Below are 15,672 nucleotides of genomic sequence, written 5' to 3'. Positions count from 1 at the left end.
GAACATTGCCCAATTCTTATAATATTTCAACACCTTCTTTTATAAACACAATAAATCATTCGTTTTTTTAGTTTAAAACATTTAGCTTTGTAATTGTATTTTTTTGTGTTAACCCTTAATTAAAGATAGACTAATCCTTACTGTATGACACTCGCCACTTTTAGAACATTATGTATCGGTTGTTTACTTTCAGTAAGCACATTTACAAATGCCCAAATAACAGCAGGTCCAGACCAGCAAACTGTTACAGCGGATACCGCTACGGTAACGATTCAACAAATTACAACTCCAGAGCCTACTTGGCTTATCGACCCAAAGATGGTTGAGCCTAGGCTAAAAGCTTTAGAAAAAGAAATTCCTCTTACATATAATTCTGTAACCCATCAGTTTGTCGAGTACTTTGCCTATCGCAAACCTTCATTTACAAAAACTATGCTTGAAAGAAATGGGGTATTTTTTCCTCTTTATGAGAAATACTTGAAAAAGTATGGTCTGCCAGATGAGTTAAAATATCTTTCATTGATTGAATCAGGTTTGAACCCTAAGGTTATTTCCAGAGCAGGTGCTGGCGGTCTGTGGCAATTTATGCCTAAAACGGCTCGCTTGGATTTTGGCTTAAAAATGGATGAGTATGTTGACGAGCGTTTTGATCCAGAAAAAGCTACTGAAGCTGCTTGTAAGTATATGCGTCAGCTTTATAATATCTTTGGCGATTGGCATTTGGTATTAGCTGCCTACAATACTGGCCCAGGCAATGTGCGTAGAGCTATTCGTAAATGTGGTGGCGGACAAACATTTTGGGCTATCTACAATTGTTTACCACGCGAAACTAGGGCGTATGTTCCCCAATACATCGGTATTCTTTATATGATGCACCATGCAGATTCGCATGATATTTATGCTGAAAATATTGAAACTGCTACTCCTCATGATACTATCCTTGTTAATTCGTACATTGATTTGGATAAATTAGCAACGCTTAGTAACATTTCTCTAGAGCAAATTCAAAAAATGAACCCTCAGATTTTGACGCATATTTTGCCTGCTCGTACGCGTAATTTTCAGCTAAGATTGCCTAAAGACGAAATGGCATTTTTCAGAGAAAACCGTAAGTCAATTCTTGATTCTGCTACTAAAATGCCTTCATCTCTTATTGAAAAAGCGATGCAAACTCCTGGGGTAGTGTTGGCTAGTAGCACTAAAACGGAAGATACAACTAATACTTTCCAACAAACTTTGGCTTCTATTCCTAATGAAAACAGAACGGTGTTTACCAGACAGGAAATCGTAGAGGATGACATGGAAGATGTGGTAATTAATAAAAAGCCAAAGAAAGTAACGTATGTCGTTAAGAAAAAGGATAATTTAACACAAATAGCAGACCATTTTGATGTAGATGTCTATGACCTTAAGCACTGGAATCATCTTGATAACTCAACGATTCAACCGGGGCAGAAATTGACTATTTTCAAAGAATCTGCGGTTTCGAGTACTGTAAAGTATGCTCGAACCAATACAAAAGAGAAAGAAAATGCTAGCAAAGGCAAAGTTCGTTTTCATAATGTGCAAGACGGCGACACCCTTTGGAATATATCACAACGCTACGGAGGAATTTCAATTGATAAATTGAAAAAATTGAATGGAATCAAAAGCAATGTTGTAAAAGCTGGCATGAAACTAAGAGTTTCGTAGTAGTTTAAAAAATAGCTAGCTATATAAAAGTCCGCATGACATTTGAGTTATGCGGACTTTTGTGTATTTTTGAAGTTATCAATTCTTTCATTTATGAATTGATTGAAGTATAGCAAAATTGCTTGCTTTGGCTTTTTACAATAATTCCACATATTAGATGATTGCCTATATTGACGGTAAATTAACATACAAAGACCCAGCTTACGTTATAATTGATGTAAACGGTGTTGGCTATGAAATTAAAATTTCGCTTCAAACATACGGTGCCTTGCAAGATGGTACGGAGCGTTGTAAACTATTCACCTATCTAAATATCCGAGAAGATGCCCACATTCTATATGGTTTTAAAGACCCAGAAGAAAAAATACTTTTCCTTGATTTGCTAAGTGTATCAGGTATTGGTCCAAACACTGCGTTGGTCATGCTTTCTTCGATGTCCTCTGCCGAAATTCGTCATGCGTTAATCAACGAAGATGTCAAGACTATCCAAAGTATTAAAGGGATTGGTGCAAAAACAGCTCAAAGAGCCATTATCGAATTGAAAGATAAACTCAGAAAAGAGCAAATGTTAGGAACTGCTTCGCCTTCTATTTTCCCAACACAAAACAACAAAGTAAGGAACGAAGCTTTGGCTGCTTTGGTTACCTTAGGGATTCCTAAAAATGTTGCTGAGAAAAGTATTGATGCCATCTTGAAAAAAGAAGGAACAGATATCACGGTAGAGCAATTAATCAAAATGGCTTTACGATAGAAGCTGTTTAAACTTTCCCTTTCGGGTTAAACTAAGTCTTTTAGAATAGCTTGTCCCAAAATTTACTCAACGTTGCGATGCTATGCTTCCCAAATTTTGAAAAAAACAATTCTAAAATACAATACTTTCACCTCAGAAACGGAAAGTTTAAACAGCTTCATAGTCATTGAAGACTCACGTCAAACACTCAATACTTCAAAAATTAATCACATTAAGAAATATTGAGGGGTTATTTCTCGTTTGAAGTTCAGCAAGATGCTTTTATTACTTTACCATAAAAACACTTGCTAAACTTACCTATTAAAAAATTAATACTGTTTTAAGCACATTTTCTGAAAAATTTGGGTTTACTGACCTGTTTTTCACGAGTTGTTCTTAAAAATACCACATCAATTAAAATACCTTATTTTTTGAACATCAAGCTACTAACTGTGCAACGAAAAAAGTTTTACTTACTTTCTGGAGGGTTAATTTTGTCAGTTTTTGCTTCTCTTGCATGGGTTTCACCAATGCATGGTATCGCCTATTATCTGACCAAAAAAAATCCAAAAGGCATTCTTTCTTCTTACCTAGCTGATACCCTAAAAAAATCTGGGAGGCGCCCTCGTTTCAAATTAAAAGACCGTTACGCAAATCGCTTTACAGGAAAAACAGCAAGCTCACCCTTTATTCCAAAAGACTCCAAAGATTTAAATACTGAATTTAGGCTAGATTCATCAGGTAAAATTTCTGTTTATGAAAAGCTAAGAAGTCTTTCTGATAATACCCAATATCGCCCTGCCGAGCAGATTAGCATCAAGGATTATTCTAGATTACAAGAGGATAGGTTTATGCGAGACTACTGGCGAAAGTATGCGGCTTCGCAAGATGGAAAGGATGATACCAAAGGGCGAGGCTTATTACCCAAAATAGAACTTCCGCCTGCTATCGACCGCATTTTTGGGGGAGCCCAAGTAGATTTCAAACCAAATGGAAATGTTTTATTAGATATAGGTTACATTGGTCAATTTATTGATAATCCAGCCATTCCTGTCCAGCAACGATACATTGGCAACTTGAATTTTACAGAACAAGCACAAGTAAACTTTCAGGGAAAGATAGGTGATAAATTAAATATTAATACCAATTTTGATACAAAGGCAAGTTTCAATTTTCAAAATCAACTAAAGTTAAATTGGCGAACAAATGAAGAAGACATTTTACAAAACATTGAAGTAGGTAATACATCTTGGCAGTTAAATAGTCAACTCATTCCGGGGGTTCAAAACCTATTCGGATTAAAAACGTTAATGCGTTTTGGTAATTTGGATGTTACCACGGTATTGGCCCAACAACGCTCAAAACAAGATTGTATCACCCTAAGAGGAGGAAGTCAAGGAAAAAGCTTTGAAATAAAAGCAAGTGCTTATGATGAAAACAGGCACTTTTTCTTGTCTACTTTCTTTAGAAATAATTATGAACGCTCGCTTAAAAACCTCCCAATCATTACATCAGGGATTACAATTACTCGGGTTGAAGTATACGTAACCAACAGAACCCAAAGCCCTGAAACACTCCGAAATCTAGTAGCATTTTCGGATTTAGGAGAGGCTAATCCTTATAATAAAACAAGTAAACATATTCAGCCTTTTAATGGAAGCACCCAAACACCTGTGGATAATGCTAACAATGGGCTTTATGCAGCAGCCAGAGCTGATGCGGAAGTAAGAAAGGCAGACCAAGCAACTTTTAGGCTACAAAGCGAATTTGGATTAACCAAAGGTCCTGACTTTGACTTACTTCGTGGAGCGAAACGCTTATCGGACAGAGAATTTAAATTCAGCCCAGAACTTGGATATATCTCATTGATTACACCTCTTCGTAATGACGAAGTGTTGGCAGTGTCATACGAATATACGTTGAATGGACAAAGACACCAAGTTGGTGAACTTACAGAAGATTACCAAGACCAAGCAGACGATAAAGTATTGATTTTAAAAATGTTAAAATCATCTACTGTGCGTAATAATCTGGAACATCCGATGTGGGATTTGATGATGAAAAACATTTATTCATTGAATACTCAGCAATTGGCAAAACAGGCGTTTCAACTAAGAGTGGTTTATAAAGATGACCAAACTGGCGTTGATAATCCGAATTTACAAGAAGGTAGGAAACTAAAGGATATTCCATTAATCAGGGTTTTGGGACTAGACAAGCTAAACCAAAACGGTGATGCCCAAGTCGATGGAAATTTTGACTTTGTAGAAGGTGTAACCATTGACAGTAAAAATGCAAAAGTAATATTCCCAGTACTAGAACCTTTCGGGGCAACTTTACAAAAGCAATTTGATGTAGATGAGGTTCAGTTAGTCGATAAATACGTTTTTGATCGTTTATATAGAAGTACCCAAACCGATGCCGCACAGTTGACCAGCAAGGATAAATTTTTCCTAAAAGGAAGTTATCAATCTGCTGGCGGAGGGGATGTCTCTTTACCCATTGGTGTCGATGCCAAGTCGGTACAAGTATCAGCAGGTGGCGTACCGTTAGCGGCTGGAACAGATTATATTGTTGAACCGCAATCTGGTAGAGTGAGGATATTAAATGTTGGGGTTTCAAATTCAGGGCGAGAAATCAAAATCTGTTACGAAAAACCTGATTTGTTTAATAATCAAATCAGAACATTGCTAGGGGCTCATTTGGACTATACCGTTGGACAAAATTTCCATTTGGGAGCTACTGTTCAGCACATGAAAGAGAGTCCTCCTAACTTCTTGACAAGGGTACAAATCGGGAACGAACCTGTTAATAATACCATTTTTGGTTTTGATGCAGCCATCCAACGTCCATCAAAATTCTTAACAAAACTGATTGATGCCTTGCCTTTAATCTCTACCAAAGAAACATCTGGCATTGATTTTCAAGGTGAGTTTGCACAACTTATTCCGTCTGTTAACAAAGATGTTCAAGGCAATGCTTTTATTGATGATTTTGAAGTAGCTAGAAATGTATTCAGTTTAAGCAACCAAGCAACTGCTTGGAAACCAGGGGCTACCCCTCTGATGTTTCCTCAAGGCTCTCCCAATAGCTTAGAGAGTGGTTTCCGAAGAGCCAAAATTTCAACCTATATTGCAGACTTTAGTTTATACGGAAATAATGGTTCAAATATCAATGTACCGGGGGTAAATTCAGAGGAATCTAATAAATATGCCTATGAAAGAGCTGTATCTATTACAAGTTTGTTCCCAAATCGTCAGTTAGCGAACAACATTACAGGCATTCCATTAAGCGTATTAGATGTTTCTTATTTCCCTGCTGAAAGAGGGGTTTATAACTTCTCGACCAATTTGAATGACAAAGGTTTATTAAACAATCCGACACAAAATTTTGGAGCGATTACTCGTGCGATTACTTCAGATACCGACTTTGATAATGCCAATATTGAAACCCTTGAATTTTGGATGATGAATCCATTAGTAGAAGGTGAAACGGGCGTTGTAAGGGCTACTGGAAATGCAGATGTTGACCGTCAAAATAGCCAAAGACGTAATCAAACAGGAGGAAAATTAATTTTCAACTTAGGGGATATTTCAGAAGATTTTATTCCAGATGGATTCTCGAATTTTGAAAATGGCATTCCAGCAGGTGAAAAGATTGTGACGGGTACTTCATCAAACGTTGAAAGAACAATTTGGGGTTTAGCGCCAAAACAACAGTTTGTAACCAATGCTTTTTCAAATAATAGCGATAGAAGCTTACAGGATATTGGGCTAGACGGTCTACCAAACAAGGCTTCGGCTTCAACGGATGAATTTGATGAACAACGTTTTTTCAGTACTTATTTGAATGATGTTCGTGGAAAAGTAACTGACCAAACTGCCTTATTAGAATTTGAGAACGACCCCGCTGGTGACGACTTTGTGCATTATTTAAACGAGAAATACAATAACACCTCAAGTCTTATTGTCCGCTATAAGAATTATATGGGGTTAGAGAACAACTCTCCTACTACTGCGGCAACGGCTAATACTAATTCTGGCTATACAGAATCAAGTAATCAACAGCCCGACCGTGAGGATTTGAACAATGATAATACCGTAAACGATAACCAAGCTTATTACCAATACGAACTTGATATTAAACAAGAGAAAATGGTAGTGGGACAGAATTATATCGTTGACAAAATTACTGAAAATGGTGTTGATTGGTTTCTGTTCAGAATCCCTATCAAAGACTATACGAGTAAAGTAGGAAATGTGAATGGGTTTAAATCAATGAGATTTATCCGTACTTTCCTGACAGGCTGGGAACAGCCAGTAGTTTTTCGTTTTGCGGCCTTCCAGCTTTCTGGTTTTCAATACCGCAAATATACTGGTGAGCTTACTCCTAGAGGTTTACAGGATGTGCCAGAACCTTATGATGCTAACTTTAGAATTACGACTGTTAACATTGAAGAAAACGGCCCTGCCAACAAAGGCACGAATACGGTTCCGTATGTAGTACCTCCAGGTTTTGTTCGTGATAGAGACATTACTACGATTAGTAATGCACAATTAAACGAACAGTCATTAAGTATGTGCGTCGATGGCTTGAGAGATGGTGATTCAAGAGCAGGTTTTAAAAATACGTTATTTGATTTTATCAATTACAAAAACCTAAAGATGTTTGTCCACATGGACAGCCCAAATAATGATGTTGAAAATAATGTATCTGCTTTCATCAGAATTGGTACAGACTTGACAGACAATTATTACGAAGTTGAAACGAAAGGTTTGAAACAAACTCATTATGCCACTTCGGTTACTTCTGAAGAAGTATGGCGAGAAGAAAATGAAATTGATATTCCTTTTGCTATTATCAAAAGTGTAAAAATAGAAAGAGATAGGCTTGGTATTAGCTTGAATACTCCGTATCGTAAAGAAGTATTGGGGAATAATGGTCATACTTATTTTGTAACCGTTGTGGGTAGACCTGACCAAAGTGCTATTCTGACTACGATGATTGGGGTTCGGAATCCAAAATCAGCAGATGAACAGCCCAAAACTTTTTGTATCTGGGTGGATGAATTAAGGGCTTCTGGTTTTGACCAAACCTCAGGGCAAGCAGCCATTGGAAAGTTAGGATTAAAATTGGCTGATTTTGCCAACGTAACGATGAGCGGTTCGTTCAAGAATTACGGCTTTGGTGGCGTACAGTCTAAAATTTCGGAACGTGCCAGAGAAACTACCATTGAATATGGTATTGCCGCAAACATTAATGTTGACAAGCTTTTACCTGAAAAATGGGGTTTAAAAATTCCATTATATGTAAGTTACGACAAAAGGAATATCAGCCCAACCTTTAACCCATTAGACCCAGATATTTTACTGGACAGTACATTGGCTAGTATTACTGACCCAGTAGAACGTGAGCGGTACCGTAGGATGGTACAGGATAATTCTGAGCGAAAAGGGTTGAACCTTACCAATGTTCGAAAGATAAAAACCAATCCGACTGCCAAGTCGCATGCTTGGGATGTTGAGAACCTGACATTTACCTATGCTTTCGCTGAATTAAAAAGAAGCAATACGACGATTGATGAATATAGACAAACATCACACCGTGGTGGCGTTACTTATTCTTTTACAGGAAATCCGAAGTCAATTGAGCCATTTAAGGGAATGAAAAGTAATCATCCTTTATTGCGTTGGGTAAAAGATTTCAACCTCTCTCCTTTACCAAATTCTGTTACCATCAGAGCAGATATGGACAGAAGTTTTATCAAAACGCAATTGCGAAATGCCGAAATAACGCAGACAGGAAGTAGTGGCATACCGACACTCACAACTGATGGAGTTGCTCCGCTTTTTGAGAAATATTGGTTATTCAACCGTTATTATAACTTGGGTTGGAATTTAACTAAAAACGTTACTGTCAATTACAACGCTACGGCTAACGCTATCATTGATGAGCCTTATGGTGGTTTGGAAACGCAGAAAGATAGAGATTCAGTCGCTGCGAATTTAAGGCGATTTGGTAGAACCAAAAACTATGACCAACAACTAAACACTGTTTGGAGATTACCTTTGAATAAATCGCCATTGACTGATTGGATGACAGCCGACTATAACCATCGATTTGGCTATACTTACGCCGCCAATTCGTATAATATTAAAGATTCATTGGATATGCCTTTTGGTAATATTATTAAAAATACTAGAAACCGAGGGATTACTGGTAAGATAGACTTAGTAGCGCTATATAACAGAATTAGGGCATTAAGAATAGCGAATCAGCCAAGGGTAGAACGTAAAAATATTGCCCGAAGCCCCGGTGATGATGAAGACATCATTAAACCTCAAGCAAATATTCTGAAAAGCATTACTCGTTTATTGATGACTATCCGTGGTATTAACATCAACTACAACATTGATGAATCTACTACACTCGCTGGTTTTATGCCCAATCCGGGTTTGTTAGGAATGAATAATCAGAGTTCTGCTCCGGGCATAGGCTTTATTACGGGTAGCCAAGATGGCGATATTCGTTTTAGGGCAGCCGAAAATGGTTGGCTTACAAAAAGTACTGTCCAGAATGTACCTTTTTTACAAACAAGGACACAAAATTTCACTTACAGAAGTGCGCTAGAACCTTTCAGAGATTTCAAAATACAGGTTGAAGGGAAATGGAGTAGGTCAGATAATTATCAAGAGTTTTTCAGACCTGCCACTGTTGGTGGAGAATTTCAAAGCCAAAGTCCAGTCCGTTCAGGGAATTACAGTATGTCGTTTCTATCATTCCTGACGACTTTTGATAGTAATTCACCTGACAATAATTCTGTAATTTTTAACCGATTTAGAAGTTATCGTCAAACTATTTTAGACCGCCTTAATGCACAAAAACAAGGCACAGGAGAATATAATATTAATTCGCAAGATGTATTGATTCCAGCATTTTTTGCAGCATATAGCGGCGTTTCACCCAACAAGGTGAGCTTCTCTCCTTTTGTGAATTTGCCCCTTCCCAATTGGCGAGTTGACTACAATGGTTTGTCCAATATTGGTTGGTTCAAAAGAATGTTTTCTAATATTTCTATTACACATGCCTATACGTCCACTTACAGCGTAGGTAATTTTGTATCATCATTAGAATATACCGATCCATTCCAGTTGAACTTGAATAATTTAATGTATCCGCTTTCATCAAAAGTAAATCAAGATGGCACATTGATTCCAGTATTTGTGATGAGTACCATAAAATTTGAAGAAAGATTTGCGCCATTTATAGGTTTTAATGCCATTACAAAAAGTAAAATCTCCTTGAAAATAGAGTATAATCAGGATAGAAATGTAGGCTTGAACTTAGCTAATTCACAAGTAAATGAACTTACGAATAAAGATTTAACGGTTGGAATGGGCTTTACAAAAGCAAATATGCTTATTCCTTTCAGGGTACAAGGCAGAAGAGTTCGCTTGCCTAATGATTTAAAGTTTAGTGCTAACTTAACGATTCGTGATACAAGAACGATACAAAGGAAATTGGATGCTGAAACAGTAGTAACTCAAGGATTTATGAATTTTCAATTTCGCCCACAAGCAAGTTATAATGTCAATAAAAGGCTCAGTGTGAATGTTTATTTTGATAAAATGTTTAATAATCCTTTTGTTTCAAATTCATATTATCGTTCTACGATAGCGGCTGGTTTCCAAGTAAGATTTAGTTTATCAGAATAAATCATCAATAGTTTGCTTGAGAAGCTTTTTGAACTTTACTAATTTTAATTTAACTTGCGACCCAATTCAAAAAATCAACAAAACCAACACAGATGAATTTTCCAGCAGAGCTTCGTTATACAAAAGAACACGAATGGGTGAAATTAGAAGGTGATATTGCTATAGTAGGTATCACAGATTTTGCACAAAGTGAATTAGGAGATATTGTATATGTAGAAATTGAAACAGCAGGACAAACCTTAGCACAAGACGAAATTTTCGGTTCGGTAGAAGCTGTTAAAACTGTTTCTGACTTATTTTTGCCAATTGCCGGCGAAATCTTAGAAGTCAATGAAGCATTAGTCAATGCTCCTGAATTAGTAAACTCTGACCCTTACGGTGAAGGTTGGATGATTAAAATGAAAGTAGCTAACATTGCTGATATTGAAGCCTTGATGGATACTGATTCTTACAAAGAACACGTTGGATATTAATCCAAAACAAATACTTTATAAAGCCCTGACAATCAGGGCTTTTTTTTGATGTACAAAGCCCAGTGTTAATCATATCTAACAATCTCTTTTTTCAACCTGTGGTAAAACATAAATATGAAAATTCTTATTCGTTCCGCTAAAATAATTTGTAAAAACAACGACCTGAATGGTCAGGTTAAAGATATTTTTGTCGAAAATGGCAGTATCCAAAAAATTGAAGATGAAATCGATTTGGATGCCGATGAAATTATTGAAGGTAAAGATATTTGCGTATCAATCGGTTGGTTCGATTTACGCGTACACCCTAAAGAACCAGGACACGAATATAAAGAGAGTTTTCAGTCGATGGAAGCTGCTGCCCTAGCTGGCGGTTTCTCTGAAATTGCTTTATTGCCCAATACCAAGCCCGTAATTCAAACACGTGAAAGTGTGAATTATTTAAAACGAGCTGGAGAAAAAGTAAAGTTTCATCCGATGGCGGCTGTTACGTTAAAATGTGAAGGAAACGATTTTACTGAAATGATAGACCTTCATCATGCAGGAGCTATCGCCTTTACTGATGGTGAAAACCCTATTCAAAATCCAGATATTTTCTTAAAAACGTTACAATATCTTTCTCAATTTGGTGGCGTATTAATCAATCGTCCAGAAGATACCAACCTCACTCATTTTGGCCAAATGCATGATGGCATGATGAGTACTTTTTTAGGAATGAAAGGAATGCCACAAATGGCTGAAGAAATTATGCTCATGCGTGATTTGAAGTTGTTGGAATATGTATTGAATACTCCTTTTACGGACTTGCCTGTTGATAAAAGTGTGTTACATTTTTCTGGTATATCTTCGGCAGAATCAGTAAATTTAATCCGAATGGGTAAAGATATTGGGCTTCCTATTACTTGTGATGTGTATGCGCATCAACTTTGTTTTACTGAAAATGATTTATCAGAATTTAATACCAACTTTAAAGTAAACCCTCCTTTCCGCACACAAGAAGATGTTGATGCCCTGTGGGATGGTTTAGAAGATGGAACAATTGATGCCATTGTATCAGATCATAATCCACAAGATGAAGAATCTAAAAAATTAGAATTTGATATGGCAGAATTTGGGGTGATTGGTTTAGAAACCCTTTTCGCAGCCGTTAATACGTATAATGAAAAAATTTCATTAGAAGATTTAATTGAGAAAATTACTGTAAATCCACGACAAATTCTTCAACTTAGCATACCGAAAATTGAAGTAGGTGAAAAAGCTAATCTCACTGTTTTTTCAGAAGATGAAGAATGGGTATATCGTGAGAAAAAAATCATCTCTGCCTCAAAAAACTCTCCATTTATTGGAAAAACATTGAGAGGAAAAGCGATAAAAGTAATTGTTTAGCTAGCTTAGCTATGAGCTATAAGCCTTGAGCTGTAAGCGTAATTGTTTAGTTGTAAGCATTGAGCAGTATGCTTTAAGCTCTTAATTGTATTGTATAAAAACTCAAAGCTTACTGCTCAAAGCTCATCACTAAATCATCATCTTACCAACAAAAGAATGTTTAATAAATCGTTTACAAAAACAATCATCATATACGGTATCATTGCTGGATTGCTGACTTTAGCTTATTGTTTTGTTATAAAAAGTATAGGGCAGATTCCTTTAGATGGTAAAAAAGCACCTTCTTTATTATTCAGCATTGTAGTGATGGTATTCGCGGTAAAAAACTATCGTAAAAACAATCCAGATAATACATTACACTTTTGGGAGGGTTTTGCTGTAGCTAATCTTACTAATATTGTTGGAGCCTGCATCAGTGCATTAGGACTTTATTTTTGGTTGAGTGCTAATGGTAATACTATTTTAGCCGAATATATTGAACAAACAACTGCTATGCTTAAAATGCCAAAAGTAAGGAATGGATATATCCAAGAAATGGGTGTAGCATCTTTCAATAGTATTTTAGAAGCTTTTAAAATTTTATCTCCTAAAGATATCGCCATTGATGAAATTATTGGATTGAAAGGCAAAGTGCCCCTCGGAATATTAGTTTCTATCATGATTTCTCTATTTTTCAGACGTCAGTATCAATATGTAAAAAAACCTTAATCGATGGAAAGCCAAACTACTACCACAAGAATTGCTTTAAAATGGGGAATTATCGCAGGGATTATCTCTATTATTCTATCAGTAGCAACTCAACTTTTAGGACTAAAAAATAGTCAAGATGTTTCTACTGGCTTCTTTTTATTTTTAATAGGACTGGCTTTTACTTGTTTGATTCAAGTATTGGCAATGAATGATTATAAAAGCCAGAATAATGGTTTTATGAGCTATGGCGAGGGTCTGGGTATAGGGTTACTTTCTGGGGTTATTTGGGGTATTGTATCTGGTGGCTTTAATATTCTTTATCTAAAGTACATTGATAACTCTGAAATGATTAAACAGGCTAATCTGATGCGCCAAAAAATGGAAGAACAAGGAGCTACAGATGCGCAGATGGAAGTAAATGAAAAAATCATTAGTTATGCTACAGACCCAAGTATTGGATTTATTATCACTGTTATAGCTGGCTTTATTGGTGGGTTAATTGTTGCTTTAATTATCTCTGCTATCCTGAAAAAAGAAAAGTCGATTTTTGAATAATGTTTTGTAAATAATTGAGTTAAGTAAGAGTTGTGATTTTAAGACACGAATATTTCTCTCTTTAATTCACACAATAACAACGTTTATTTTACATTAGCTAACATTCATAATCAAGCTAGCAAACTCAATTTCAAATTTTTAATTTACCATGTATCAAATCTTCAAAAAAGAAGTAAATACTTTCCTAAGCTCAATCGTCGGTTATATTGTGATTGGTGTGTTTTTCACAGCAACTGGTTTATTCGTATGGTTTTTTAAGGATAATATTCTTGATTTTGGCTTTGCAGATTTATCATCATTTTTTCAGATTGCTCCTTTTATCTTTTTATTTTTGATTCCCGCCACCACAATGCGGGCTTTTGCCGAAGAAGTAAAAACGGGTACGATAGAATTATTATTTACTAAGCCACTTTCTACTTGGCAAATTATTTTAGGTAAGTATTTCGCTAGCTGTTATTTAGTTTTATTAGCACTTTTACCCACAACTTTATATTATTATTCTGTATATCAACTAGGTAATCCACAAGGCAATGTCGATTCGGCTGCTGTGTTGAGTTCTTACTTGGGGCTTTTCTTTTTGGCTTGTGTTTTTGCGGCTATTGGTATTTTCACGTCTTCCCTAACAGATAACCAAGTAACGGCATTTATCTTAGCTTTTACAATTTGTTTAGTACTTTACTACGGGATAGGACAACTGGCTCAATTGCCATTTTTAGGTGATTTTGGCTATATTTTTGCTCAGTTAGGACTCGATTACCAATATGATGCTCTTGGAAGAGGGCTAATAGATTCTAGAAACGTTATCTATTTTGTTTCTGTCATTTTCTTGGCACTTTGGGGAACAAAGATTAAATTATCTACGATTAGGTGATTGTTGGGATTTGGAGACTTTAGGACTTAAAGATTAAAGACTGGAAGATATTAGACTTAGGACTTTAGGATTTTGGACTTTAGGACTGAATGACTTTAAGATTGAAAGACGCTAGATACTAGATCTTGGACGCTAGGATTTTGAGACTTTGTAAAGGCAAAGACACAAAGCTGTTAAATCATAAATCACTAATTCACTAACCCACAAATCACTCATTCACAACTAAAAACAATCACTAAATCACAACTCACTCATTCACAAATTACCACATAACTCACAATTATCTTTTATGCTTTTTCATAATATCACATACAATATTGATATCAACTCGGAACAAGATTTTCTTGATTGGATGCGAACAGTTCATGTTCCGAAAGTAATGCTTACTGGTTTCCCAAAAAGCTTCAAAATCTTGAAGTTATTGACTGAAATCGATAACGGAGGTGTAACATATTCTTTCCAATACGTTTTTGATAGTATAGAAGGGTTTGAAGTATTTGAAAATGATTATTTAGATGATTTAAACGATGCTGTTGATAAACGCTATCGTGGAAAATACGTTTTCTTTCCTAGCCTTCTGCAAGAAATTTAATTATTGAATACTACTTTATTCAACATCATATTTACATTTAAAACCCTCTGATAATACAATCAACCTCCCATTTAACTACAGCTAATGAAAAAAATATTACTTTTACTTTGCCTTCTTACAGTATGTTCTACGATTACTGCTCAAGATTACTACAAAACAGATACTACTAAAACGAAGCCAAATTCATATATTATTCGGCTAAAAGATGGCACACAATTATTAGGAAGAGTTATTGAACAGAATGCAGTACAAAGCAAAATCCAAACAGATAATTTAGGGTTAATTACAGTAGATGTCTCTCAAATTGTAAGTATTGAATTGTACGATAAAAACAACCCTATCAGTAACAAACCTTATTATCCAAACCGTTTTGTTAATCGCCTGCTTGTTGCTCCTACTGGTTTTGCAATGGAAAAAGATGCTATTGAATATCATAATACACTTTTTCATTATAGTGAATTCACTGCGGCTATGGGTGATCGGTTTAGTATAGGACTCGGGTTTTTGACTATCATTCCAACACAATTCTATTCTTTAAAAGCAAAATTAAATATTATATCCAAAGAAAAATTCAACTTCTCTGTCTCAGGAAACCATATAGGAGGAAGAAGCATTGGTAGTACTTCGATTGTTATTCCTTCTTTTAGTTTTGGTAAAAAAGAAAGCTTCTTAAATATCAGTCCTATTTTTTTTACAGAAGATACCCGTGGTGGTTTTGGTCTTTCAGTGGGATACATGAAAAAAACTTCTCCCAATCTTACATTTTTCACCGAAAACTTCTTTGCAATTGGCAACGGATTAAGTGTTGAAAACGGCTTTGTACTTTCAGGAGGCTTACGTTTTGATAGATTAAGACATGCTTTTGATTTGAATGTGCTTGTACCTATTGGCATTTTTGATATTAGTGATAAAATTTACTTAACTCCCAGTGTAGGCTATCACTTAAAACTAAGTAAATAATATATTTCTAC

Annotated in this window: 10 protein-coding genes; all 10 read left to right on the top strand. The window is 35.8% G+C overall.

The genetic code is table 11. From position 1 onward, the window contains the following. The first annotated feature begins 144 nt into the window (after nucleotides 1-144). The 10 genes from AC07XN_RS17735 (at nucleotide 145) to AC07XN_RS17690 (ending at nucleotide 15,661) form a co-directional block, all read left to right on the top strand. Entirely contained in the window at nucleotides 145-1,692 is a 1,548-nt protein-coding gene (locus tag AC07XN_RS17735; RefSeq protein WP_494744027.1) for a lytic transglycosylase domain-containing protein, read from the top strand. Nucleotides 1,693-1,849: 157 nt separating this feature from the next. After that, nucleotides 1,850-2,443, top strand: a complete 594-nt coding sequence (gene ruvA / locus AC07XN_RS17730) for a Holliday junction branch migration protein RuvA (protein ID WP_494744026.1) — start codon at nucleotides 1,850-1,852, stop codon at nucleotides 2,441-2,443. A gap of 410 nt (nucleotides 2,444-2,853) precedes the next feature. Next, nucleotides 2,854-10,137: a T9SS outer membrane translocon Sov/SprA gene (gene sov / locus AC07XN_RS17725; protein ID WP_494744025.1), complete on the top strand. Its 7,284-nt coding sequence runs from the start codon at nucleotides 2,854-2,856 to the stop codon at nucleotides 10,135-10,137. 92 nt (nucleotides 10,138-10,229) lie between these two features. Further along, nucleotides 10,230-10,610, top strand: coding sequence for a glycine cleavage system protein GcvH (gene gcvH, locus AC07XN_RS17720; protein ID WP_309919998.1), 381 nt, complete (start codon nucleotides 10,230-10,232; stop codon nucleotides 10,608-10,610). A 114-nt stretch (nucleotides 10,611-10,724) separates the two neighbouring features. Continuing rightward, entirely contained in the window at nucleotides 10,725-11,993 is a 1,269-nt protein-coding gene (locus AC07XN_RS17715; protein ID WP_309920001.1) for a dihydroorotase, read from the top strand. Nucleotides 11,994-12,149: 156 nt separating this feature from the next. Next, the gene (locus AC07XN_RS17710; protein WP_494744024.1) at nucleotides 12,150-12,701 is read left to right on the top strand and encodes a DUF4199 domain-containing protein; all 552 of its coding nucleotides are present in this window, start codon (nucleotides 12,150-12,152) and stop codon (nucleotides 12,699-12,701) included. Between the two features lie 3 nt (nucleotides 12,702-12,704). Next, nucleotides 12,705-13,238, top strand: a complete 534-nt coding sequence (locus tag AC07XN_RS17705) for a DUF4199 domain-containing protein (protein WP_494744023.1) — start codon at nucleotides 12,705-12,707, stop codon at nucleotides 13,236-13,238. Nucleotides 13,239-13,386: 148 nt separating this feature from the next. Next, nucleotides 13,387-14,109 (top strand): gliding motility-associated ABC transporter permease subunit GldF, encoded by a 723-nt coding sequence (gene gldF / locus AC07XN_RS17700; RefSeq protein ID WP_309920007.1) that lies wholly within the window; start codon nucleotides 13,387-13,389, stop codon nucleotides 14,107-14,109. A gap of 289 nt (nucleotides 14,110-14,398) precedes the next feature. Then, a complete protein-coding gene (locus tag AC07XN_RS17695) occupies nucleotides 14,399-14,701 on the top strand; it encodes a DUF4286 family protein (protein ID WP_309920008.1) in 303 nt (100 codons plus the stop codon). 84 nt (nucleotides 14,702-14,785) lie between these two features. Beyond that, the gene (locus AC07XN_RS17690; RefSeq protein WP_494744022.1) at nucleotides 14,786-15,661 is read left to right on the top strand and encodes a hypothetical protein; all 876 of its coding nucleotides are present in this window, start codon (nucleotides 14,786-14,788) and stop codon (nucleotides 15,659-15,661) included. Nucleotides 15,662-15,672 lie beyond the last annotated feature (11 nt).

The organism is Arcicella sp. GW458-12-2-14-TSB2 (assembly GCF_059423785.1).
Note: the sequence above shows the minus strand (reverse complement) of the source record. Positions and strands in the feature narration are given on the sequence as shown.

Bases quoted from the DNA above. Each gene is read 5' to 3' on its own strand.
- AC07XN_RS17705 (WP_494744023.1), top strand. From the start codon at position 12,705: ATGGAAAGCCAAACTACTACCACAAGAATTGCTTTAAAATGGGGAATT.
- gcvH (WP_309919998.1), top strand. From the start codon at position 10,230: ATGAATTTTCCAGCAGAGCTTCGTTATACAAAAGAACACGAATGGGTG.
- gldF (WP_309920007.1), top strand. From the start codon at position 13,387: ATGTATCAAATCTTCAAAAAAGAAGTAAATACTTTCCTAAGCTCAATC.
- AC07XN_RS17710 (WP_494744024.1), top strand. From the start codon at position 12,150: ATGTTTAATAAATCGTTTACAAAAACAATCATCATATACGGTATCATT.
- AC07XN_RS17695 (WP_309920008.1), top strand. From the start codon at position 14,399: ATGCTTTTTCATAATATCACATACAATATTGATATCAACTCGGAACAA.
- ruvA (WP_494744026.1), top strand. From the start codon at position 1,850: ATGATTGCCTATATTGACGGTAAATTAACATACAAAGACCCAGCTTAC.
- AC07XN_RS17735 (WP_494744027.1), top strand. From the start codon at position 145: ATGACACTCGCCACTTTTAGAACATTATGTATCGGTTGTTTACTTTCA.
- AC07XN_RS17715 (WP_309920001.1), top strand. From the start codon at position 10,725: ATGAAAATTCTTATTCGTTCCGCTAAAATAATTTGTAAAAACAACGAC.
- AC07XN_RS17690 (WP_494744022.1), top strand. From the start codon at position 14,786: ATGAAAAAAATATTACTTTTACTTTGCCTTCTTACAGTATGTTCTACG.